Source organism: Bradyrhizobium sp. IC4059 (genome assembly GCF_020193615.1).
GTDB classification, from domain to species: domain Bacteria; phylum Pseudomonadota; class Alphaproteobacteria; order Rhizobiales; family Xanthobacteraceae; genus Bradyrhizobium; species Bradyrhizobium yuanmingense.
This window is the reverse complement of record NZ_JADYVH010000004.1, coordinates 292,315-313,712: the sequence shown is the minus strand read 5'-3', so window position 1 is coordinate 313,712 and position 21,398 is coordinate 292,315. Positions and strand designations below refer to the sequence as shown.

Below are 21,398 nucleotides of genomic sequence, written 5' to 3'. Positions count from 1 at the left end.
GGGTGAGGGGCTGCTTCTGCAAAGATGATGACAGACGGACTCGCGGAGAGTCGCCCTCACCCGCATCGCATCTTCGATGCGCTGCGTCCTCTCCCCGCACGCGGGGAGAGGCGAAGTGCGCGGCGACATCTGGCTTAAACGAATCACCTCACCCGGTAGGACCACCCCATGAAGCGCTCCTGGATGGATCGCGTGATCGACTCGATCGAATGGATCGCGGCCGGCTTCGTCGGCATCGTCGCGCTCGACATCTTCCTGTCGGTGCTCTTGCGCAACACGCTGAACTATTCGATCCCCGACAGCTTCGACATCGGCCGAATGCTGCTCGGCATCCTCATTTTCTGGGGCATCGCGGCAACCTCCTATCGCGGCACCCACATCACCGTCGACCTGGTCTGGGGCAATGTCGGGCCGCGCCATCAGCGCTGGATCGACGTGTTCGCGACCCTGGTGCTGCTGTTCGTCGTCACCGTGCAGACCTGGACGCTGTTCGACAAGGTCCGGCTGACCTACAACGACAACGTTCAGACCTTCGACCTGCACATGCCGACATGGCCGTTCTTCCTCGTCGCGTGGATCGGCGACGTCTGCGCCGTGCTGCTGATCGCGATCCGCACGTACCGGCTGATCTTCCACCCCGAAGACATGCATGAACCCAAGATCAAGGTGACGGAGTAACCATGAGTACCGACGCCGTCGCCGTCATCGGCTTCGTCGCCCTGTTCGCCCTGATGCTGCTGCGCGTGCCGGTCGGCATGGCCATGGGCCTCGTCGGCGTGTGCGGCTTCAGCTATCTCGTGGGCTCGACACCGGCCCTGAAGATGGTCGGTCAGGTCACCATGCGCACCGTGACCGACTACACCTTCGGCGTCATCCCGATGTTCCTGCTGATGGGCTCCTTCGTCAGCAATTCCGGCATGAGCCGCGAGCTATTCCGCGCCGCCAACGGCTTCGTCGGACATTTGCGCGGCGGACTCGGCATTGCCACCGTCGGCGCCTGCGGCGGCTTTGCCGCGATCTGCGGCTCCTCGGTCGCGACCGCGGCGACCTTCTCCGCCGTCGCCTATCCCGAGATGCGGCGCTTCGGCTATCCGCAATCCTTCGCCACCGGCGTGATCGCGGCCGGCGGCACGCTGGGCGCGATGCTGCCGCCATCCACTGTTCTTGCGGTCTACGGCATCATCACCGAGCAGGACATCGGCAAGCTGTTCATCGCCGGCATCATCCCGGGCCTGCTCGCGATGACCATGTACATGATCACGATCTCCCTGATCGGCTATTTCCGCCCCGAGTTCCTGCCCAAGGGCAAGGTGACGCCGTGGCGCGAGCGCTTTGCCGGATTGAAGGAGATCTGGGCACCGGTGCTGCTGTTCATCTTCGTCATCGGCGGCCTCTACGGCCTGCCCTTCCTGCCGCGCTTCACGCCGACCGAGGCCGGCGGCGTCGGCGCGACCGGGGCCTTCATCATCGGCGTGCTGACCGGCCGGCTCGACCGCGAGAAGGTGCTGGCCTCGCTGCTGCAGGCGACGCGCACCGCGGCTGCGGTGTTCACCGTGCTGATCGGCGCGCTGATCTTCGGCTATTTCCTCACGGTGACGCAGACGCCGCAGAAGGTGACGGAATTCCTCACCGGGCTCGGCCTCGGCCCCTACGGCGTGCTGGCGCTGATCATGGTGATGTATCTCGTGCTCGGCTGCCTGATGGATGCCATGGCGATGATCATCCTGACCGTGCCGATCATCTTCCCGGTGATCATGCATCTGGGGTTCGATCCGATCTGGTTCGGCATCATCATCGTCGTGACCGTCGAGCTCGGCCTGATCACTCCGCCCGTGGGCATGAACGTCTTCGTCATAAAAAGCGTGGTGAAGGACGTCTCCTTCTCCACCATCTTCAAGGGCGTAAGCCCGTTCGTGGCAACGGACCTCGTGCGCCTCGTGATCCTGATCGCCTTCCCGCTGCTGGCAACCTGGCTGCCGACGCGCATGATGGCGCATTAGAGGTGACAAGATTGAATGCCGCACGGCGTGGCTGCTTCCCCTCTCCCCTTGTGGGAGAGGGTGGCTCGCCGCGATAGCGGCGAGACGGGTGAGGGATCTCTCTCCGCGAGCACGCTTGTGGAGATAGACCCCTCATTCGGCGCTTCGCGCCACCTTCTCCCACAAGGGGAGAAGGGAAGGCTCGTCGATAATTGGAGGCAGAGATGACCACCCCGACCCTCGAAACAAGATACGTTTTCACCATCACCGCGCGGATCGGCGACGTCGTGACCGCAGGCGAGACCGGGATCGGCGTCCGCCGCATCATTCCGATCATCGGCGGCGAGGTGACGGGCGCGGTCAGCGGAAAGGTGCTCCCCTTCGGCGCCGATTTCCAGACCATCCGGCCCAACGAGTTGATCGATCTCGAAGCGAAATACGCCTTCGAGACCGACGACGGTGCGACCGTCTACGTCGAGAACAAGGGTATGCGCTTCGGCCCGGTCGAGCTGTTGCACAAGCTCAAGCGCGGCGAGCCGGTCGATCCGAAGCTGATCTATTTCCGCACCGTGCCGAAGTTCGAGACCGGGCACGAGACGTACCGCTGGCTGATGGAGCACATCTTCGTGGCGTCAGCGGCGCGCCATGCGGATCGCGTCGTGATCGACGTGCATCAGGTGATGTGAGGGAGAGGCCGTAGGGCCTCTAGCCGGATCGCGCCGGACGATGCTGCGCATCGCCGGGGGCGACCCGGATGAGGTGAAGACGCCTACAACGTCTCTTGCTTATGCCCGCAGTTCTTGCAGGCGAACTTGACGCGGGTCTGGCCCTTCTCCGCCTGCACCCGGTTCGGCGCTCCGCACTTGCCGCAGACGGCCTCGATGCGGGTCGTGCCCTGCTTGACCACGATGGTCTTCTTTTCCATCGATTCGCGGATCAGGCGCTCGGCCTCCTCGCGCAGGGATTGTTTCGACAATGCTCGTCTCCGCCTCTGGAAAGCGCGAGAGCCATATCGCACCTGCACGCGAAGCACAATGTGCCCTGCCTGCCGCGCGCGCCCCTGTCGCCTCAGAGGCGCGCTGCGACCGTTCGCCTTAGGCCGCCTTGGAGACCTCCATCAGCAGCCGCTCGGCCTTGGCATCCTCGATGCGGTTCACGAGGCGGCTGCTCTCATGATTGTCGCGCACGGTCTTGGTCAGGGTGACGCAGGTCTGGATCATCATCACGATGCCCATGGTGAGATAACCCTTCATCCAGAGGTTGATCGGCAGGAAGAAGATGCCGATGGCGACGAGGAAGGCGGAAGCTGCGAAGGACGCGTAGGTGAAGCTCACCCAGGCGCCGCTGTGGGGCTGGCCATTCTGGTTCATGATGGTCTCCTGTCGATTGGAATGATGATTGCGTTCGGATTGGAACTTGAGATCAGCCCGCCGGCATGCGCCTGGACTTCAAGCGCGCCAGCACATCGTCGGCGGTCGTCTTGAGCCGCGGGCCGAAGCCCTCCTCGGCGAGTCGTTCGGCGGTGGCGAGCGGGCCGGTGGCCGCGTCGAGCTCGACCAGGGCATCGTCGGCCGCCTGAGCCTCCATCTGCCGCTCGCGCAGACGCCTCAGCGTCCCCTCCGCCTCCGGCAATGTCGATTCATAGGGGCGCGCGGCCTCGATGCCGCTGCGGCGAAGCGAGCGCACCGCTTCCGAGGCGCGGGCGATCCAGCGACCGCGATCGAGCTCGGTGATGCGGGCCTGCGCGTTGGCGACGTGGCGCTTCAGCCTGATGATCTCGGTCGCGAACAGCGCGCGCGCCGTCATGGCCGCATCGCGATCGGCCTCCAGCGCCGCAATGGCTTCGGCGGCCTCCTTGGCGAGGTCCTCGCGGCCGCCATCCAGCGCCGCAACGGCACGGGTCTCGAGATCGGCGATGCGCGCATTCGTGGCCTCGAGCTTGCGGCCTTCCTGCTGGTCCTGCGCGATCGCCAGCGCCAGCGTGCGCTTGCTGCGCTCGACGGCTGCGGCTGCATCGCGCATCTGCTGATCCAGGATCAGAAGGGCGGTGCGATCTTCCAGTTCCTCGCCCGCAGCGGCGACGCTGCCGCGGAAGAGGGTCACGACGGTCTTGAACATTGGTTGCTCCCTATCTATGAGCGTTGCTCACAGATGGTTTGTAGCAGGAATCCTGAACATCGTTCAATATTATTTTTGAGCGACGCTCAAGAATTTGGTTAAGATGACTAAACCCCTGGAACGGCGAGAGAAATTGCGTGCGGCCCTGATCCAGGCGGCCGAACAGATGATCGCCGAGCGGGGGCTGGCGGGTCTCAAGACCCGCGATTTGGCCCGCGAGATCGGCTGCGCCAATGGCGCGGTCTACAATCTCGTGGCTGATGTCGACGAACTGATCCTGCGGGTCGGCTCGCGCACGCTGCTCCGGCTCGACGAGACGCTGACTCTCGCAACAAATGCCGGCGAGCCATCGCCACGGGAATCCCTGGTCCGCATCGCCCTCGCCTATTGCGATTTCGCCGCCGAAAACCTCCAGCTCTGGCGCGCGCTGTTCGAGCACCGGATGGAGACGGGCAAGCTGGTGCCGGATTGGTCCGTGCACGACCAGATGCAGCTGTTCCGTCATATCTACCAGCCGCTGGCCGCACTGTTTCCTGGGCGCAGCCCGGAGGAACTCGGCATCACCGCACGCAGCCTGTTCTCGGCCGTGCATGGCATGGTGGCGCTCGGGCTGGAGCAGAAGCTGGTGGCCGTGCCGCTGCCGGCGCTGCGCAAGGAGATCACGGGCCTCGTGCGCGCGATGATCGACGGGCTGATCGCGCACGACGTGAAAGGAGCGGCGGCGGCTGACTAAAATTTCACCTGTCGCATCGCCAGTCGCGCGCTTAGCCTTCGAGCCGTCCCTCACCTCTCGGAGCACCTCATGCCCCTCCTCATCCGCGGCGGCACCGTCGTCAATCACGATCATTCGCGCCGCGCGGACGTGCTGATCGACGGCGAGACCATCGTCGCGATCGGCGCCTCGCTCGATGCCCCGACAGGTAGCGAGATCATCGACGCAGGCGGCGCCTACGTCATTCCGGGCGGGATCGATCCGCACACCCATCTCGAAATGCCGTTCATGGGCACCGTCACCGCCGACGACTTCGAATCCGGAACCAAGGCGGCGCTGAGCGGCGGCACCACCATGGTGGTGGATTTCTGCCTGCCCGATCCCGGCCAATCCAAGCTCGCGGCGTATCAGGAGTGGCGGCACAAATCCGAGAAGGCGGCCAGCGACTACGGCTTCCACATGGCGGTGACGTCGTGGTCGAAGCAGATCCATGACGAGATGGAGATCGTGGTCAGGACCTACGGCATCAACACCTTCAAGCATTTCATGGCCTACAAGGGCGCGCTGATGGTGAACGACGACGAGCTCTACAACTCGTTCGCGCGTTGCGCCCATCTCGGCGCCATGCCTGTCGTCCATGCCGAGAACGGCGACGTCGTCGCCCTGATGCAGGACGCGCTGATTGCGCGCGGCGTCACCGGCCCGGAAGGCCACGCCTATTCACGGCCGCCGGAGGTCGAGGGCGAAGCCACCAACCGCGCCATCATGATCGCCGATATGACAGGCACGCCGGTCTATATCGTGCACACCAGCTGCCGCGAGGCGCATGAGGCCATCGCGCGGGCACGCGCCGCCGGCAAGCGCGTCTATGGCGAGCCGCTGATCCAGCATCTGCTGCTGGATGAGCGTGAATATCAGAACAAGGACTGGGATCATGCCGCACAGCGCGTGATGTCGCCGCCGTTCCGCGACAAACAGCATCAGGACAGCCTCTGGGCCGGCCTGCAAGCCGGCTCGCTCCAGGTGGTTGCGACCGATCATTGCGCCTTCACCACCGAGCAGAAGCGGTTCGGGCGCGGCGATTTCAGGAAGATCCCGAACGGCACCGGCGGCCTCGAAGATCGCCTGGCGCTGCTCTGGACCGCGGGCGTCGCCACGGGGCGGCTGACCAAAGAGGAATTCGTCGCGGTGACCTCGGCGAACATCGCCCGCATCCTCAACATCTATCCGCGCAAGGGCGCGGTCGTCGTAGGCTCGGATGCCGACATCGTGGTGTGGGATCCCAAGGCGAGCAAGACCATCAGCGCCAAACGGCAGATGAGCCGGATCGATTACAACGTGTTCGAGGGCTTTGCCTGCACGGGTGGTGCGGCCGCGACCCTGTCGCGCGGCCGTATCGTCTGGACGGATGGCGATCTGCGCGCCGAGGCCGGCGACGGACAATACGTCGAACGTCCCGCCTTTTCGCCGGTGCATGTGGCAAATTCGACCTGGAGGGAACTGACGGCTCCGCGCGCCGTCGCGCGCAGTGCGGTGACGCCGTAGCCATCGCGCTCCCTGGCAGACGTCCGGCCTCAATCTCGGAGAGACTTAGGAACGAACGGCTGGAGGTCTCGTTGTCGCGCATATTTCCCTCCAGCACGCGAGTCCCTCCATGTATCACCACGTCAAGAAGCTGATGTTCACCGTGCGCGTCGACGAACCCGATCCGCGCTTCGGCAATATGCTCCTCGAGCAGTTCGGCGGCGCCAACGGCGAACTTGCGGCTGCGATGCAATATTCGATTCAAGGGTTGAATTGCGAGGATCCCGACCGCAAGGACCTCTTGATGGATATCGGCACCGAGGAGCTCAGCCATCTCGAGGTCGTCGGTTGCCTCGCCCGGATGCATCTTGCGCCCTCGCGCAACGACCGCCAGGCGGCGGAGGCCGATCCGCTGATCGCGATTGCCGGCGGAGGCGGCGTCAATCTGTTCAACTCGCAAGGCAATCCCTGGACCGCCGATTATCTCAAGATCACCGGTGAGCTCGACGTCGATCTCCGCAGCAACATCGCCGCCGAAGCGCGTGCCAAGATCGTCTACGAGCGACTGATCAATTTCTGCGACGATGCCGGCAGCAAGGACGCGCTGCAATTCCTGATGACGCGCGAGATCACGCATATGAAGGCGTTCGCGCGCGCACTCGAGAGCCTGTCGAAGCCGGCCTTCAGCATCGGCAGGATTGCGCCGACGCCCGGCCTCGTCAACCAGTACTTCAACGATTCCACCGGTAGCGGCGACCACGGCGAAATCGATACCCGCGGTCCCTGGAACGAGGGCGAGGACTGGGTGTTCACAGAATCGCCTGCGCTGCAATCCTCCGATCCCGGCGCTGCCCCGTCGATCGTCGCGGAGAGCTCACCGCCTGTCGACGAGGCGGGCCTGACCGATCTGCTGCTGCATGAGCTGCGTGACATCCTCCATGCCGAGAAGCAGCTGACCAAGGCGCTCCCGAAGATGGCGCAGGCCGCCCGCTTCGATCAGTTGCGCGAGCTGTTCGAGCAGCATCTGGCCGAGACCGAAAATCAGGTCGAGCGCATCAACGAGTGCTTCGAGCTGCTCGGCGAGAACGCCCGCGCCAAGCCTTGCAAGGGCATGATGGGCCTGATCGAGGAAGGCCAGGAGGTCATGAAGGAAAGCCAAGAGAAGGAGGATGCAGCCGCCGACCTCGCGCTGATCTCTGCGGCGCAACGCGTCGAGCATTACGAGATGTCCGGCTACACCACCGCGCGCAACCTCGCGCAGCAGCTGCGCCACAGCGCGATCGTCGCCCTGCTCTCCAAATCCCTTGCGGAAGAAGAGAATGCCGATCTCCTGCTCAACCAGGTCGCGCGATCGCTGATGTCGGTGGCGAAGATGCCCGCCGCGCTGGAGCAGGCCGAGTAGTCCGCGCCGACGCGCAACACCTATCGATCCAAGCCGCCTCGCCTTCTCGCGGGGCGGCTTGGGGCTTCCTGGCTCTGGCATACAGCTTGCCTCTCGATGCCGGACAATTCCGGAACGGGAGGCACTCTTGAGCATTTCACCCCTCGATTTGAACCGCCGCAGCGTCGTGCTCGGCGGCCTCGGTGTCGCCGGTACGGCAGCCTTTGCGCCGCGTCTTGCCTGGGCGCAGGGACGCAGCGAGACGTTGCTGGTGGTGCAGGAGCTGGGGCCGAATTCGCTGGACATGCAGGGCGTCGGCTCCAACCAGACCGTGAACGGCCTGTCCTGGAATTGCTACGACCGCCTGCTCACCTACGCCTCCAAGACACTGCCGGACGGCACGTTGTCGTATGACCGCGAGAAGCTCGCGCCCGAGCTCGCCGAGAGCTGGGAGGTCGCCGCCGACGGCATGTCCTGCACCTTCAAGCTTCGCAAGGATGCCAGATTCCACGACGGCACGCCTGTGACCGCCAAGGACGTCAAATGGTCGTTCGACCGCGCCGTGAAGGTCGGCGGCTTTCCGACCTTCCAGATGTCGGCGGGATCGCTGGAGAAGCCGGAGCAGTTCGTGGTGGTCGACGACCACACTTTCCGTATCGACTATGTCCGCAATGACAAGATGCTGCTGTTCAACGTGGCCGTCGTCGTGCCCTTCATCATCAATTCCGAGCTCGCCAGGAAGAACGCGACGCCGGAAGATCCGTGGGCGCTGGCCTGGCTGAAGAACAACGAGGCCGGCGGCGGCGCCTACAAGATCGAGAGCTGGAAGCCGGGCAGCGAGACCGTGCTGACGCGCTTCGACGACTGGAAGAGCGGGCCGCTGCCGAAGGTCAAGCGCGTGATTGCCCGCGACGTTCCCTCCGCCGGCACGCGCCGTGCCATGCTGGAGCGGGGCGATGCGGATATTTCCAGCGGCTTTGCCCCGCGCGATTTCGAGCAGATCATCAAGGAGGGCAAGGTCAAGGTCTCGGGCGTGCCGATCCCGAACGCGCTGTGGTACGTCGCGCTGAACACCGCCAAGCCGCCGTTCGACAATGTCAAGCTGCGCCAGGCCATCGCCTGGGCCATGCCGTACGAGCAGATTCAGACCAGCGCCTTCTTCGGCCGCGCCGTTCCCATGTATGGCGGCACCGCCGAAGTCTCAAAGCCGGTGTGGCCGCAACCGTTTCCTTACGTCACCGATCTCGACAAGGCCAGGGCTCTGCTGAAGGAAGCGGGTTTCGAATCCGGCCTGGAGACGATGCTGTCGCTGGACGCCGGCACCGCCACCGTCGGCGAGCCGACCGCGATCCTGATCCAGGAGAATCTCGCCAAGATCGGCATCAAGGCGGCAATCGAAAAGATTCCCGGCGCGAACTGGCGCACGACGCTGAACAAGAAGGAGCTGCCGCTCGCGCTCAACCGCTTCAGCGGCTGGCTCGATTATCCCGAATATTACTTCTACTGGAATTTCCACGGCAACAACTCGATCTTCAACATCTCCTCATACAAGAACAAGGAGATGGACGCCCTGATCGACAAGGCGCGCTTCACCACCGATGCCGCCGAATACGACAGGACGGTGAAGGATTTCATCGCGCTCTGTATGCGCGACGTCCCCGTGGTTCCGCTCAACCAGCCGATCCACGACGTTGCCATGCAAAAGGGCATCTCCGGCTACGAATTCTGGTTTCACCGTGAACCGGACTACCGCCAGTTCGCGAAGGGCTAGTTCTGCCGGGCGACGCTGATGGCGCGTGAGGCAGCTCGTGCCTGCATGGTCGAAAAGCCGCGCTCCAGGCGCGCGGTGCTCGCATGCAGCATCGCCGCGTCGAGCCTGCCCTGTCGCGATCCTTCCAGGGCGCAGGCAAAGACACGGTAGAACTGCGCGCCGTCGTAGGCGACCAGCAGCAGATCGACGCCGGCATTGATCGCCTCGACCACGGCCTTGCAGACGTCGTTCTGGTAGATCGCGCCCATGATGAGATCGTCGGTCATCACCACGCCCTGGTAACCCCACGTCCCACGAATGATCCCCTCGACGACGCGCTTCGAATGCGAGGCGGCGCGATCGGGATCGACGGCTGTGAGCGTGACGTGGCCGACCATGAGGGCGCTGCGCGAATGCGACAGCACCTCGCGGAACGGGAGCCAGTCGGTTGCTTCCAGCTCCTTCACCGGCGTGTCAAGATTGGCGCTGAAATGATGCGTGTCGGCGCGCACGCGGCCAATGCCGGGAAAATGCTTGAGCGTGGCGCCGACGCCCGTCTCTTCCAGCCCGCGCACATAGGCGCTCGCGATGGTGCTGACGACGGCGGGATCGCTCGCAATCGCGCGCTGGCCGATCAGCGTGTGAAAATCGAGGCGGTTGCGCCGCGCCGGCGGCTTGAGGTCGAGCACCGGCGCAAGATTGAGGTTGACGCCGACGTGGGCGAGCTCGCGGCCGTGGATGCGGCCGAACTCCTCGGCCTTGGCCTGCTGCTCATCGGAAGCCAGTCCCGTGAGCGTCGCCAGCGCCGGCACTTTCGTCAGTGGCGGCGCAAGATGCCCGACGATGCCGCCCTCCTGATCGGCGGCGACGATCAGCGGCGGCAGGCCGGCTGCGCGCCTGAGATCCTGCAGCGCCGCGATCTCGGCCCGCAGCGTCTCGATGGCACGGCCGCGGATGTTGTGCCGGGTGACATAGACGCCGCCGATCAGGCCCTGCCTGGCGAGACGCGCGACCTCGGGAAAGGAGGAATAGCCGACCATGAAGTGCGGCCCGAGCTGCCGCGCTTCGGCGGCGCCGGCGCCGAGAACGTCATGCTTGCGCAGCTCGAACTTCAGATGCGCAGCGGACATCAAGACAGGCGGCACGCACCAGAGCACGACGAGCGCCTTGCCGGCGAAGGTGCGCCAGTGACCGCTGCGCAACAAAAGAGCGACGATTGCGATGCTTGCGACGACAAGGGAGATGTTTCCGGCGCCACGCAGCACGAGCAGATAGGGATCGTTCTTGTTCGCGGCGACAAATGCAGCGAGCGGCGCGGCGAGCCAGAGCAGGGCGAGACCGATGCGGTTGAGCAATTGCATGATGCACCAGGTGCGATGGGCGATGAATGTTTTCGCACCTAGCAAAGCGAATCGCGCTGCGCGAGAGGCAAAAGCGCGCCTGCACGAAAACTGCAAGAAACTCCTGAAGCCGTGCAGACGATGATCCCGCCGTCTGCACAAGTGCCGTTCAGAATTCGTGATGCCACCATTCACGGAGACTTTCTGGACATGACGAGCCTGGCTTCGACGACGGATATCCAACCGATCAGGCCTTCTGCACTGTCGGCCAAGCTCGCAATGGCGCTGCTGCTGGCCGGGCTCGCCGACTGGCTGTTCTACGGTCAGCGGATCGGGCTGTCGCTGACGCTGTTTGCGGTCGCGACCGCCTGCGTGTCGGTGCTGTTCAATCACGCGGCCGTGGACTGGCGGCGCGCGGCGATCAGCGGCGCGATCCTCGTGCTCGGCCTTGTGCCGGCCATGGAAGAGCTCAACACGCTATCGTTCCTGATCCTCGTCGCGTCGCTGACGATTGCGCTGTTGCTTGCAACCAATCCCGATACGACCGGGCTCACCGACCGCGCCCGCGCGCTGTGCAATTTCCTCCTGCTCGGTCCCTTCAGGTTCTTCCTCGATGCGCCCCAAGCCTTCAACATGTCGGCCTTCACCCGCGGCATCGCGCTCTGGCTGATGCCCGCGGCGCTCAGCACCGTCTTCATCGCATTGTTCGCCGCCGCAAATCCGGTGATCGAGCAATGGGTGTCGCTGCTCAATCCCAAGGTCATGCTCGACTATGTCAACATGTGGCGCGTCCTGTTCTGGACCTTGATGCTGGCTCTGGTCTGGCCGTTCATCCATGTGCGCTGGCGGCGCAGGGCGGTCGTCGCCGCCGCCGTGGCCGAGGGCCCCGTGCCACCGCCGCTGCCGCCCATGGTCTCGGCGGAATTTCTCGGCCCCTCCACCATCCTGCGCTCGCTGATCCTGTTCAACCTGCTGTTCGCGGCGCAGTCCATTCTCGACGGCATCTATCTCTGGGGTCACGTGGCGCTGCCCGACAACATGACTTATGCGACCTACTCCCATCGCGGCGCCTATCCGCTGATCGCGACCGCCCTCCTCGCCGCTGCCTTCGTGCTGGTGGCGATGCGTCCGGGCGGGCCGGCCGAGAAATCGAAGGTGGTCCGGCCGCTGGTCTATCTCTGGGTCGGGCAGAACGTGCTGCTGGTCGTCTCCTCCATCCGCCGGCTCGATCTCTATGTCGACATCTACATGCTGACCTATTGGCGGATTGCAGCGTTCGTCTGGATGGGACTGGTAGCGCTCGGCCTGATCCTGATCGTCGCGCGCATCGTGCTCGACAGGTCCAATCAATGGCTGATCGGCGCCAATCTCGCCGCATTGGCGATCGTGCTCTATGGCTGCTCGCTCGTGAACTTCGACGCCTTCATCGCCGACTACAATGTCGTCCACAGCCGGGAAGTTTCGGGAAAAGGCGTGCAGATCGACATCGACTATCTCCTGACGCTCGGGCCGCAGGCGGTGCCAGCCATCGACAAGGCGATCGCGCTACGGCCCGCCGTCAAAGAGGGCTGCCTTGTGTCGCGCCGCGACCGCCTTGTAGAACAGCAGCGTCAGGACCTGGCCTGGCGAAGCTGGGGCTTTCGCAACTGGCGACTCCAGCGCAGGCTGGACGCCGAGGCGAAAGCTCAGGCCGGCAGCCAGCCGGCGAGTTGACGAGGACACGGAGAGTTTCTTGGCGCATCGCATTCTCATCGTCGACGACGAAGGCCACATCCGCGAGGTCATCCGCGTCGCCCTGAAGAAGGCCGGCATGGACGTGATCGAGGCCCGCGACGGCAAGGAGGCGCTTCTCCGCTTTGCCGCCGACAGGCCCGATCTCATCGTGCTGGACATCGGCATGCCCGAGTTCGACGGCCTCGACGTCTGCCGCGAGATTCGCAAAGTCTCCGACGTGCCGATCCTGTTCCTGTCGGCGCGCGACGAGGAGATCGACCGCATCCTCGGCCTCGAGATCGGCGGCGACGACTACGTCACGAAGCCGTTCAGCCCGCGCGAGCTGGTGGCGCGGGTCAATGTCATCCTGCGCCGCCTCAGCCCGCGCAACGGCGAGGCCAAGGCCGGGCCCACCGCGCTGACGCAAGGCGGGCTGCTGATCGATCCCGAACAGCATGTCGCGTCCTTTGCCGGCACGCCGCTGAAGCTGACCGCGATCGAGTTCGGCATCCTGCGCGCGTTCCTGAGCCGGCCGACATCGGTGTTCAACCGCGAGCAGCTGATGCGGGCCGCCTACCAGCTCAACATCCAGGTTTCCGACCGCACCATCGACAGCCATATCCGCAACATCCGCGCCAAGCTGGCGGCGCTTTCCTGCGACAACGTGATCGAGACCATCCACGGCGTCGGCTTCAAGCTCGGCCGCTGCGAGAAAGAGGCATGAGCTCTGCGCCCGACAAATGGCGTCCGTCGCTCACGCTCGTGATCTTCACGGTGCTGGCGACGGTCGGCATATTGCCGCTGGTCGGCCTGTTCTTCTTCCGACTCTACGACAACCAGCTGATCCGCCAGACCCAGGCCGAGCTGATCGCACAGAGCCGCGTGCTGGCGACGATCTATGCGCAGGAGGTGACGGCCCGGCTCGACAGCGGCCTCGTGCTCGGCGCCGAGGTGCCGCCGGGCGTGCTGCCCGATCCCGGCGACCAGGTCACACCGATCCGCCCCGCGCTCGACCTCACCGCGAACGACCTGTTGCGGCGGCGGCCCGACGCATTGCCCGCGCCCGGGCAGGCGCAAGCAGCCTATGTCGAGATCGGGGCCAGGCTGACGCCGATCATCCGCGAGACCCAGAAGGTGACATTGGCCGGCTTTCGCATCCTCGATCCGCAAGGCGTGGTGATTGCCGGGCGGCAGGAGGTCGGGCAGTCGCTCGCCCATATCGAGGAGGTCGCGGACGCCCTGCACGGGCAATACCGCGCGACTTTACGCAACCGCGTGCCGGACAAGCCGCCGCCGCCGATCTATTCCTTCAGCCGCGGCCTCGGCGTGCACGTGTTTTCGGCCATGCCCGTCATCGTCAACAACCGCGTCGCCGGCGTGATTTACACGACGCGCACGCCGAGCAACATTTTCGACCATCTCTATCAGGAGCGGGCCAAGTTCGTGCTGGCCGGCCTTGCCGTCATCCTCGGCACCATCGCGATCGGCCTCGTGTTCTCGCGCACGATCACGCTGCCGATGCGCGAGCTGATCGACCGCGCCGCCCGAATCGGCCGCGGCGACCGGGAGGCGTTCCAGCCGCTGAAGCATTACGGCACGCGCGAGTTCGCCCAGCTCTCGCACAGCTTTCTCGGCATGGCCGAGCAGCTGGCGCGGCGCTCCGACTATATCGCGACCTTTTCGGCCCATCTCACCCACGAGCTGAAATCGCCGCTGACTTCGATCAAGGGCGCGGCCGAGCTGCTGCAGGATTCGGTTCAAGGCAAGGCCGAGGGCCTGACGCCGGCCGAGCAGAACACCTTCATCGCCAACATCCTGTCGGATACCCAGCGGCTGGAGGCGATGGCGCAGCGGCTGCGGGAGCTCGCCCGCGCCGAGAGCCTGCCGCAGAACGAGCGCACCGAGCTGGCACCCGTGATCGCCGATCTCAGAAGCCGGTTTCCGGCAAGCGCGATCGAGGCCAGCGGCAGCCTCGACCGGGCGATCGGAATGTCCTCGGAGAAGGCGCTGATCGTGCTGTCGCACATCGCCGACAATGCGGTGCGGCACAAGGCCGGCACGATCAGGCTGGAGGCGGTCGACGCACGGACGACCGTGCTCGTGACGGTCAGCAATGACGGCGAGCCGATCTCGGCGCCGAACCGCGACAGGATCTTCGATGCGTTCTTCACCACCCGCCGCGACCAGGGCGGCACCGGGATGGGGCTGGCGATCGCGCGCGCGGTGATGGCGAGCCATGGCGGCTCGATCAGGCTTAAGCCGACCGACGAGGGCGCAGCCTTCGAGCTCCAGTTTCCGGTTGCCTAGATCGCAAAGACCCAGACGGCGACGATGGTGCCGATGGTGGCGAGACCAGCGATAGTCCAGCCGGCGGCGTATTCCAACTCAGGATGACCGGTCGCCCGCATGATCTCAACCGGATCGGCGGTATGCTTCTCTGCCATGACAGCCTCGCACGTTTCTTCCCGCGTCATAGATAAGTCGCATCAGCAGCCAACAGGTTCCATCACGGAAATGCGAGGCATGACGCAGCTAGGTTTGTTCGCCGACCCGCAGGAAGGCCCGGCCGGCCTTCACTACACGGACGATTTTATCGATCATGCCGCCGAGCAGGATCTGATCGGCCGCATCGCAGCATTGCCGCTCCAGCGCTTTCAGTTCGGCGCGTTCGAGGGCAACCGCCGGGTGGCGTCGTTCGGCTATCGCTACGACTACACGCTGCAGCGTCTGGCCGAGGCCGATCCGATCCCGGACTGGGTGCGACCGGTCGCGCGGCAGGCCGAGGCCTGGGCGGCGCTGCCGGAGGGCAGCGTCCGGCAGGTGCTGTGCACCGAATACGAGGTCGGTGTCGGCATCGGCTGGCATCGCGACAAGCCGCATTTCGACAAGGTGCTCGGCCTGTCGCTGGGCTCGCCATGCAACTTCCGCTTCCGCCGCCGCAGGGGCAGGACCTGGGAGCGCCACACGCTCGCGGCCCTGCCGCGCTCGCTCTACATGATGGACGGCGAGGCGCGGTCGCAGTGGGAGCACAGCATCCCACCGGTCGAGGCAAAGCGCTACTCCATCACCTTCCGGACGATGAAGCGGGCCTGACGGACCATCCAAAACAAAACTGCGAAAACAACCCCATGCACAGTAGAAATCGGCTTCCGGCGCGAGCCTCGGCGGCGCTGGACAGCGGCCTGACGGATCGGGATAAACGGCGGCTGCGCATCCAAGGTGCCGCGAATTCGCCTCAAGGCCGGCTGACTATGAGATGAATTGAAAGACGGGCCAGATCAGCGAGCCGATATGGAGCCCCGCAAGGCCGCCACATCCATGAAGAATTATCTGACATTTTTCCTGTTTCTGACCATGACCACGGCCTTCGCGCACGGACCCGTGCCGGGCCGGCTCCGGCCGCCCTCGGGTCTCGTGCAGGCGGGCCTCACCGATTCCGACACCACCGCAGGCGGCACCGCACGGCTATGCGAGCAGGTCACCTTCTCGCGCGGCCTGCGCTATGGCGAGAGCGAGGCCAATGTGCTCGATGTCGCGACCAGCGCAACCAAGGCCGACACGCCGCGGCCGGTGCTGCTGTTCGTGACGGGAGATACCTTCACCGGCGACCGCGGAGCGCCGGAGCTGTCGCGCCAGATCCAGGACCAGGCGATGTGCTTTGCCGCGCGCAACGGCATGATCGGGGTCCGCGTCGATTATCGCCTGGCGCCCGCGGCGACCTGGCCGGCCGGCGCGGCCGATGTGGCCGCGGCGCTGTCCTGGGTTCATGGCAATATCGACCTCTTCAACGGCGATGCCCGCGAGATCGTCGCGGTCGGCTACGGCGCCGGCGCCTTCCACGTCGCGACCATGCTGGCGCATCCCGAGCTGCAGACCGCCGGCGCCGACGTCGCGGGCGTGGTGCTGGTGTCCGGAATCTACCGCGTCGGCAAGGACGCGAGCGACAGCGAGAAGGCCTATCTCGGCGGTGACGCCACCCAGTACGACAAGCGCTCGGTATTCCCCGGCATCCTCAATGTCGACGTGCCGATCGTGCTGGCCTGGGCCGCGGATGATTCCGCCGGCCTCGTGGCGCAAGGCGAGACGCTGAAGAAGACGCTGTGCGGCGCCGGCCATTGCCCGCGCAGCACGCTGCTGCGCAGCCGCGACGGCATCGCGAACGCCTTCGGCCTCGATGGTTCCGGCGACAGCCTCGCGGAGCCGACGCTGCTGCTGGTGCGTCAGCTGGAAGCGCGAGGGTTGCCGTAGCGGGCGTTGCGAGCTGAGGGGAAGTTTCGGATGAGGCTTTCTTTATAGGGGGTCTTTCCATTACCTAAAATACCAGTCGCCATGGATCTCGCGCGTTGCTAGGCCTATGAAGGCCCCTGTATTCTTCATTAAGTTGTAGGGAGCTATCCCGCGAGGGGGAATCCGAATGTCGTTGGCGCTGTCCCTGATTCACGAGTTGATCATCACTCGTGCTCAATTGGAAATGCAGGCGTGGCGTAGCGACGATTCTACGCGGGACGACGTCGAACTGGCTCTTGAAGTTAGGTCGAGCAAGTTGAACGACGACAAGCGGAAGGTGACGGGGGAAGTTCATCTGTTCTCGACACCGGGGAGCCTAACCAGGTCGCCGCAGATGTCCGGCAGCTGGATATTTTACACACAAGACCGCTTTCACGCCGCCGTGGAGGTCCCAGAAACATTACTGATGCGCATTTGGAACTGCTACTGCAGTCGACCTCAGTGGATCCTTCTCAATTTCTGGGAAGCCCCAGAGGCGTCCATCGTCGGACAACAATACGAGGGCCGATTTCGTATCGGTTGTCGAGCAGGCTCTGAGCGTAACGATCGTGAGGATTGAGCGAGGGTAGGGACGCCAGCGAAAGGCTTATCTCGGCAGCGACGCCACCCAGTGTAACAACTAGTCGGTTTCCCAGGCATCCTCAACGTCGACGTGCCAACCATGCTGGCCTGGGCCGCGGACGATCTCGCCAGTATCGTGGTGTGGTGCAGCCCGAGACCCTGAAGAAGACACTCTGCGGCGCCGGCCACTGTCCGTGCGCCACGCTGCTGCGCAGCGGCGACGGCATCGCCGCGGCGTTCAGACTGGACGGCTTCAGCGACAGTCTCGCTGAGCCGATGCTGTTGCTGGTGCATCAACTCGAGGCTCGGGGGTCGCCGTAGGGCGACGCGACCATGTTCTCACCATTTGGTCACACTGCTCCTCCCAAAGGGCGAACATTCGCGTTTGAAGAACCGGTTTGGCGGTCTTCTGGTGGCTGGAATGTTCGGCAGCCCGCATTCTGAGCCTTTAGGATAGAAGTTCTGGCGTTGATTGAACGCCGATCTAGGCGATATGCTCTCCGACCTCAACCCGGGGATGTTTTCGTCATGACCCAGCTCACGCTGAACCGGATCCGGAGTGTTCTGGAACAGCAGTTTACCGGCAAAATTGACATGTCGGACTACGTCACTAAGCCCCAGGAGGAGGCTAGGCAGGCATTCCTTTCGAGGGCGCTAGCCGCGCTATGCATTAAGAGCCTCTCTGGAGTTGAGGCTGACGTGGCGGGGGAATCCGTCACAGATGGATTCCACGATGGCGGTATCGACGCTGTCCGGTTTGAGCCGAGAACGGACACCCTCTTCTTGGTACAGTCTAAATGGAGCGATACCGGCAACAAGCCGATCGACGTAGAAGGAACCGGTAAGTTTGTCGCGGGTGTCCGGGATTTGCTTTCCTGTCGCTTTGATCGATTCAATGAGAAGATCAAAAACAAGGAGCCAGAGATTCGCACCGCGTTATATGCGGATCGACAGATCCGGATCCGACTAATCACGATTCATTCAGCGAACCAGCCGACACATGCACACGTCGCTAGACGCGTCGATGATCTAGTCGCGGAACTGAACGATCCCGTCCCTGCCGCTATCGGCGAGCATCTAGATCAGGCTGGCGCCTACGAACTAATCACGTCGGAGTCAAAACCTCAAAAAATCAACCTTCAGATCGGCCTAAACCAATGGGGATCGGTCGAGAAGCCATTTCTCGCCTATTACGGCTATGTGCACGTGGGCGAAATCGCTGAATGGTGGAAGAAGCACGCCAACTTCCTGTTTACTCAGAATTTGCGTTTGTTTTATCACAGTTCTGAAGTCAACGAGGCACTGAAACAAACACTCGTCGATGAGCCCGAGCATTTTTGGTATTTCAACAATGGTATTACCGTCATCTGCGACAACGTTATTAGAGGCTTGGCAGGATCCCCAGAGCACAGAGTAGGTGTTTTTACTTGCAACGGTGTGAGCATCGTCAACGGAGCCCAAACGGTTGGCAGCATTGGTAATATCATTGGCGGAATCCCGGATGGATCGAGTCCTCCCACAGGCTGGGTTCAGATTAGGATCATCTCCTTAGAAAAATGCCCTCCAGACTTTGGCAGGCGGATCACTCGGGCCGCAAATCTACAGAATGCGGTAAGCAACCGCGAATTCGCCGCGATGGATCCGCTTCAATTTCGACTTGCAACTGATTTTGCCTTGGATCGCCGTAGGTACGTTTATAAATCCGGCGAACCCGAACCGAGAGGTGAAGAAGGGTGCAGTATTGTTGAAGCTACGCAGGCGCTTGGCTGCGCTGCGTCCGTGTATTTGGCTGTGCAAGTCAAACGAGAGATCGGCGCGCTCTGGGCTAACACCGACCTCGCCCCCTATACCGATATTTTTCCAAGTGAGCTTACAACAGCGCGCGTCTGGCGATGTGTTCTAGTCATGCGAGCTGTGGACGAGGAATTGCAGAAGCTCAGAATGACCGAGCTGCCGCGCGCTGAGCTGGTAGCAGTGCACATGAATCGAATTATCCTACACCTCGTATTTCAGGACCCCTCGGTGAAGCCATTGAATCACGATAATACACCGGACTCAGAAATCGTATCGGCTGCGCGAGCCGCCGTTTTGCCTGTCTTCAAAAAGCTAATCGACTATCTGGAGCGAGAACACCCCAACGACTACCCGGCCCCTCTCAGCAAAAATCTTTCAAAATGTGAAAGGCTTGCGGTGGACTACAAGAAGCCAGCTTCTCCAAAGCCAAGCCCATCTACTCCTGAACAAGGCATTTTCAATTTCCCTTGGAATGACTCGCCCAAAAATGAAAACGCCGAATGAGAATCAGGCTGCTTCGCTCAAGGACCATCAACCCTCCGCAGCATTTGCCCACATCAGCAGAACACCTCATCAAACGGCCCTCTGCTGATCAAGCTGCCCAACTTGTGACCCGCAAGAGGGGAGGGAGCACAGCGTGCCGCGAGGGAGAGAGCTGGGTTTAAGAGCTCAAAGCGAATTGTCATCACCTGGACTCAGCGCGCACGCAGGTAAGTTCCCTCCCCTTTGGGTAGAGGCCACCGCACACCCCCTCAATCGGAATGACGTAAGACCTTCGCGGCAGCGCACCGACGGCGCGTCAGCACGCCTGCCGCTTTCATCGAAGCGCGACTCCAGCCACACGATTGCCAAACGCTTGACCTAGATCAATCGTCCTTGGTGAGGATTGAGCCGACCTCGTTGGGGGCCAACCACAAGGCGTCGAACATGCGCGTCATCGGCAGGATGCTGTTCGTTTCGGTGATTGCCATCGCATCGCTGGGCGCGATGTCGCTGCAGCAGCACTCGGATCAACCCGCAACCGACCAGGAGATCCGCATCGGCAATGTCATGCCGTATTCGGGACCGCTGTCGGAATTCGGCGCGATCGGCCAGGCGGAAGCGGCCTATTTCGACATGGTCAACGCGCGCGGCGGCATCAACGGCCGCAAGATCCGCTTCATCACCCGCGACGATAATTCCGATCCGGCGACCGCGCTGGAGCTGACGCGCAAGCTGGTCGAGAAGGATGGCGTGCACCTGATGTTCGGCTCGTTCGGCACGCCCGGTAATCTCGTCACGCGCTCGTATCTGAACGAGAAGAAGATTCCGCAGCTGTTCGTCGCCTCCGGCGACGAGGAGCTGAGCCAGCCGAGCGCGTTTCCCTGGACCATGGGCTGGCAGCCGTCGTTCCGGTCGGAAGGGCGCATTTATGCCAATTACATCCAGGCCTATTATCCGAGGAAGAAGATCGTCGTGCTCTGGCAGAACGACCAGTTCGGGCGCATGCTCTACAAGGGCATTCAGGAGGGCCTTGGCGATCTGAATCGTCTCGTCCTCGTCAGCATCGCCTTCGACATCAATGACGCGCATCTCGACGGACACGTCTCGATCCTCAAGCGCGCCGGCGCTGACATCTTCGTCTTCCTCGGCGTGCCCTCGACCGCTTCCAAGGTGATCAAGCTGGCCGCGTCCTTCAATTGGCACCCGGTGTTCATCGTCAACGATGCCTCCGCCTCGATCGCCAACGCGATGGCACCCGCAGGGCTGGAAAACTCTGCCGGCGTGATTTCGGCGGCGTTCTTGAAGGATCCGAGCGATCCCGCCTGGAAGGACGATCCCGGCATGAAGGACTGGTTCGCCTTCATGGACAAATACCATCGGGTCGAAAGCACCAACAACAGTGCAGCCGTCTATGGCTACGCCGCGGCCGAGGCGCTGACGCAGGTGCTGAAGCAATGCGGCGACGATTTTTCGCGCGACAACATCATGCGCCAGGCGGCCTCGCTCAAGGACTATCAGCCCTCGGTCGCATTGCCCAACATCAGGATGAACACCTCGCCCAATCGCTATCTGCCGATCAGGCAGATGCGGCTGGTCCAGTTCGACGGGCGCTCGTGGCAGCCGTTCGGGGATGTGATCGAGACGGCGTTCACGGAAGGCGCGGCAAGGTGAGGTCACTTACCCTCCCCTGGAGGGGTCCGGGACGAGCGTAGCTCGCCCGTAGGTCGCTACGCATGTAGCGAGCCGGAATGCGTAG

Annotated in this window: 20 protein-coding genes; 15 read left to right on the top strand and 5 right to left on the bottom strand. The window is 63.3% G+C overall.

Annotation, left to right across the window (positions count from 1 at the left end):
* Positions 1 to 168 precede the first annotated feature (168 nt).
* From I6F12_RS15010 to I6F12_RS15000, 3 genes are all read left to right on the top strand, one after another.
* Positions 169 to 678 carry a TRAP transporter small permease gene (locus tag I6F12_RS15010; protein ID WP_035997911.1) on the top strand — a complete coding sequence of 170 codons (510 nt, stop codon included), beginning with the start codon at positions 169 to 171 and terminating at the stop codon, positions 676 to 678.
* A gap of 2 nt (positions 679 to 680) precedes the next feature.
* The gene (locus I6F12_RS15005; RefSeq protein ID WP_035997903.1) at positions 681 to 2,000 is read left to right on the top strand and encodes a TRAP transporter permease; all 1,320 of its coding nucleotides are present in this window, start codon (positions 681 to 683) and stop codon (positions 1,998 to 2,000) included.
* A gap of 203 nt (positions 2,001 to 2,203) precedes the next feature.
* Positions 2,204 to 2,665, top strand: a complete 462-nt coding sequence (locus tag I6F12_RS15000) for a DUF3237 domain-containing protein (RefSeq protein WP_035997901.1) — start codon at positions 2,204 to 2,206, stop codon at positions 2,663 to 2,665.
* Between the two features lie 83 nt (positions 2,666 to 2,748).
* On the opposite strand, the gene I6F12_RS14995 is transcribed toward I6F12_RS15000, so the two are convergent.
* The 3 genes from I6F12_RS14995 to I6F12_RS14985 all read right to left on the bottom strand — a co-directional run bounded on the left by I6F12_RS14995 (position 2,749) and on the right by I6F12_RS14985 (position 4,097).
* Positions 2,749 to 2,955: a hypothetical protein gene (locus I6F12_RS14995; RefSeq protein WP_025033895.1), complete on the bottom strand. Its 207-nt coding sequence runs from the start codon at positions 2,953 to 2,955 to the stop codon at positions 2,749 to 2,751.
* 118 nt (positions 2,956 to 3,073) lie between these two features.
* Entirely contained in the window at positions 3,074 to 3,349 is a 276-nt protein-coding gene (locus I6F12_RS14990; RefSeq protein ID WP_225156734.1) for a YiaA/YiaB family inner membrane protein, read from the bottom strand.
* A 52-nt stretch (positions 3,350 to 3,401) separates the two neighbouring features.
* On the bottom strand, positions 3,402 to 4,097 hold the full coding sequence (locus tag I6F12_RS14985; RefSeq protein WP_225156733.1) for a PspA/IM30 family protein: 696 nt from the start codon (positions 4,095 to 4,097) through the stop codon (positions 3,402 to 3,404).
* A 103-nt stretch (positions 4,098 to 4,200) separates the two neighbouring features.
* Between I6F12_RS14985 and I6F12_RS14980 the strand changes: the two genes are divergently transcribed.
* From I6F12_RS14980 to I6F12_RS14965, 4 genes are all read left to right on the top strand, one after another.
* Positions 4,201 to 4,830: a TetR/AcrR family transcriptional regulator gene (locus tag I6F12_RS14980; protein ID WP_225156732.1), complete on the top strand. Its 630-nt coding sequence runs from the start codon at positions 4,201 to 4,203 to the stop codon at positions 4,828 to 4,830.
* A gap of 69 nt (positions 4,831 to 4,899) precedes the next feature.
* Complete coding sequence (gene hydA, locus I6F12_RS14975) at positions 4,900 to 6,354, top strand: dihydropyrimidinase (protein WP_225156731.1); 1,455 nt, start codon at positions 4,900 to 4,902, stop codon at positions 6,352 to 6,354.
* 109 nt (positions 6,355 to 6,463) lie between these two features.
* Positions 6,464 to 7,735, top strand: coding sequence for a DUF892 family protein (locus I6F12_RS14970; protein WP_225111648.1), 1,272 nt, complete (start codon positions 6,464 to 6,466; stop codon positions 7,733 to 7,735).
* Between the two features lie 127 nt (positions 7,736 to 7,862).
* Positions 7,863 to 9,485 (top strand): ABC transporter substrate-binding protein, encoded by a 1,623-nt coding sequence (locus I6F12_RS14965; RefSeq protein ID WP_225156730.1) that lies wholly within the window; start codon positions 7,863 to 7,865, stop codon positions 9,483 to 9,485.
* Here the strand turns inward: I6F12_RS14965 and I6F12_RS14960 are convergent.
* Entirely contained in the window at positions 9,482 to 10,825 is a 1,344-nt protein-coding gene (locus I6F12_RS14960; protein WP_225156729.1) for a glycoside hydrolase family 3 N-terminal domain-containing protein, read from the bottom strand. The two genes, I6F12_RS14965 and I6F12_RS14960, sit on opposite strands and share 4 nt — an antisense overlap.
* A 189-nt stretch (positions 10,826 to 11,014) precedes the next feature.
* On the opposite strand from I6F12_RS14960, the gene I6F12_RS14955 reads away from it, so the two are divergent.
* Genes I6F12_RS14955 through I6F12_RS14945 form a run of 3 tightly spaced genes read left to right on the top strand, consistent with a single transcriptional unit; the run spans position 11,015 to position 14,824 of the window.
* Entirely contained in the window at positions 11,015 to 12,517 is a 1,503-nt protein-coding gene (locus I6F12_RS14955; protein WP_225156728.1) for a DUF4173 domain-containing protein, read from the top strand.
* A 19-nt stretch (positions 12,518 to 12,536) separates the two neighbouring features.
* Positions 12,537 to 13,241 (top strand): response regulator transcription factor, encoded by a 705-nt coding sequence (locus I6F12_RS14950; protein WP_225156727.1) that lies wholly within the window; start codon positions 12,537 to 12,539, stop codon positions 13,239 to 13,241.
* A complete protein-coding gene (locus I6F12_RS14945) occupies positions 13,238 to 14,824 on the top strand; it encodes an ATP-binding protein (RefSeq protein WP_225156726.1) in 1,587 nt (528 codons plus the stop codon). Before I6F12_RS14950 ends, I6F12_RS14945 begins: the two co-directional genes overlap by 4 nt.
* On the opposite strand, the gene I6F12_RS14940 is transcribed toward I6F12_RS14945, so the two are convergent.
* A complete protein-coding gene (locus tag I6F12_RS14940; RefSeq protein WP_167361649.1) occupies positions 14,821 to 14,961 on the bottom strand; it encodes a hypothetical protein in 141 nt (46 codons plus the stop codon). The genes I6F12_RS14945 and I6F12_RS14940 overlap by 4 nt on opposite strands.
* Positions 14,962 to 15,040: 79 nt before the next feature.
* Between I6F12_RS14940 and I6F12_RS14935 the strand changes: the two genes are divergently transcribed.
* From I6F12_RS14935 to I6F12_RS14915, 5 genes are all read left to right on the top strand, one after another.
* Positions 15,041 to 15,610, top strand: a complete 570-nt coding sequence (locus tag I6F12_RS14935; RefSeq protein WP_225156725.1) for an alpha-ketoglutarate-dependent dioxygenase AlkB — start codon at positions 15,041 to 15,043, stop codon at positions 15,608 to 15,610.
* A gap of 225 nt (positions 15,611 to 15,835) precedes the next feature.
* The gene (locus I6F12_RS14930) at positions 15,836 to 16,765 is read left to right on the top strand and encodes an alpha/beta hydrolase (protein WP_225156724.1); all 930 of its coding nucleotides are present in this window, start codon (positions 15,836 to 15,838) and stop codon (positions 16,763 to 16,765) included.
* Between the two features lie 744 nt (positions 16,766 to 17,509).
* On the top strand, positions 17,510 to 17,686 hold the full coding sequence (locus tag I6F12_RS14925) for a hypothetical protein (protein WP_225156723.1): 177 nt from the start codon (positions 17,510 to 17,512) through the stop codon (positions 17,684 to 17,686).
* Positions 17,687 to 17,893: 207 nt separating this feature from the next.
* Complete coding sequence (locus tag I6F12_RS14920; protein ID WP_225156722.1) at positions 17,894 to 19,663, top strand: AIPR family protein; 1,770 nt, start codon at positions 17,894 to 17,896, stop codon at positions 19,661 to 19,663.
* A 423-nt stretch (positions 19,664 to 20,086) separates the two neighbouring features.
* On the top strand, positions 20,087 to 21,313 hold the full coding sequence (locus tag I6F12_RS14915) for an ABC transporter substrate-binding protein (protein WP_192893389.1): 1,227 nt from the start codon (positions 20,087 to 20,089) through the stop codon (positions 21,311 to 21,313).
* The last annotated feature ends 85 nt before the right edge of the window (positions 21,314 to 21,398 follow it).

Excerpts from the sequence above, each read along its gene's own strand:
- I6F12_RS14960 (WP_225156729.1), bottom strand. The coding sequence starts at position 10,825 with ATGCAATTGCTCAACCGCATCGGTCTCGCCCTGCTCTGGCTCGCCGCG.
- I6F12_RS14985 (WP_225156733.1), bottom strand. The coding sequence starts at position 4,097 with ATGTTCAAGACCGTCGTGACCCTCTTCCGCGGCAGCGTCGCCGCTGCG.
- I6F12_RS15010 (WP_035997911.1), top strand. The coding sequence starts at position 169 with ATGAAGCGCTCCTGGATGGATCGCGTGATCGACTCGATCGAATGGATC.
- I6F12_RS14935 (WP_225156725.1), top strand. The coding sequence starts at position 15,041 with ATGACGCAGCTAGGTTTGTTCGCCGACCCGCAGGAAGGCCCGGCCGGC.
- I6F12_RS14955 (WP_225156728.1), top strand. The coding sequence starts at position 11,015 with ATGACGAGCCTGGCTTCGACGACGGATATCCAACCGATCAGGCCTTCT.
- I6F12_RS15005 (WP_035997903.1), top strand. The coding sequence starts at position 681 with ATGAGTACCGACGCCGTCGCCGTCATCGGCTTCGTCGCCCTGTTCGCC.
- I6F12_RS14915 (WP_192893389.1), top strand. The coding sequence starts at position 20,087 with ATGCGCGTCATCGGCAGGATGCTGTTCGTTTCGGTGATTGCCATCGCA.
- I6F12_RS14930 (WP_225156724.1), top strand. The coding sequence starts at position 15,836 with ATGAAGAATTATCTGACATTTTTCCTGTTTCTGACCATGACCACGGCC.
- I6F12_RS14970 (WP_225111648.1), top strand. The coding sequence starts at position 6,464 with ATGTATCACCACGTCAAGAAGCTGATGTTCACCGTGCGCGTCGACGAA.
- hydA (WP_225156731.1), top strand. The coding sequence starts at position 4,900 with ATGCCCCTCCTCATCCGCGGCGGCACCGTCGTCAATCACGATCATTCG.
- I6F12_RS14940 (WP_167361649.1), bottom strand. The coding sequence starts at position 14,961 with ATGGCAGAGAAGCATACCGCCGATCCGGTTGAGATCATGCGGGCGACC.
- I6F12_RS14920 (WP_225156722.1), top strand. The coding sequence starts at position 17,894 with ATGACCCAGCTCACGCTGAACCGGATCCGGAGTGTTCTGGAACAGCAG.
- I6F12_RS14945 (WP_225156726.1), top strand. The coding sequence starts at position 13,238 with ATGAGCTCTGCGCCCGACAAATGGCGTCCGTCGCTCACGCTCGTGATC.
- I6F12_RS14980 (WP_225156732.1), top strand. The coding sequence starts at position 4,201 with ATGACTAAACCCCTGGAACGGCGAGAGAAATTGCGTGCGGCCCTGATC.
- I6F12_RS14990 (WP_225156734.1), bottom strand. The coding sequence starts at position 3,349 with ATGAACCAGAATGGCCAGCCCCACAGCGGCGCCTGGGTGAGCTTCACC.
- I6F12_RS15000 (WP_035997901.1), top strand. The coding sequence starts at position 2,204 with ATGACCACCCCGACCCTCGAAACAAGATACGTTTTCACCATCACCGCG.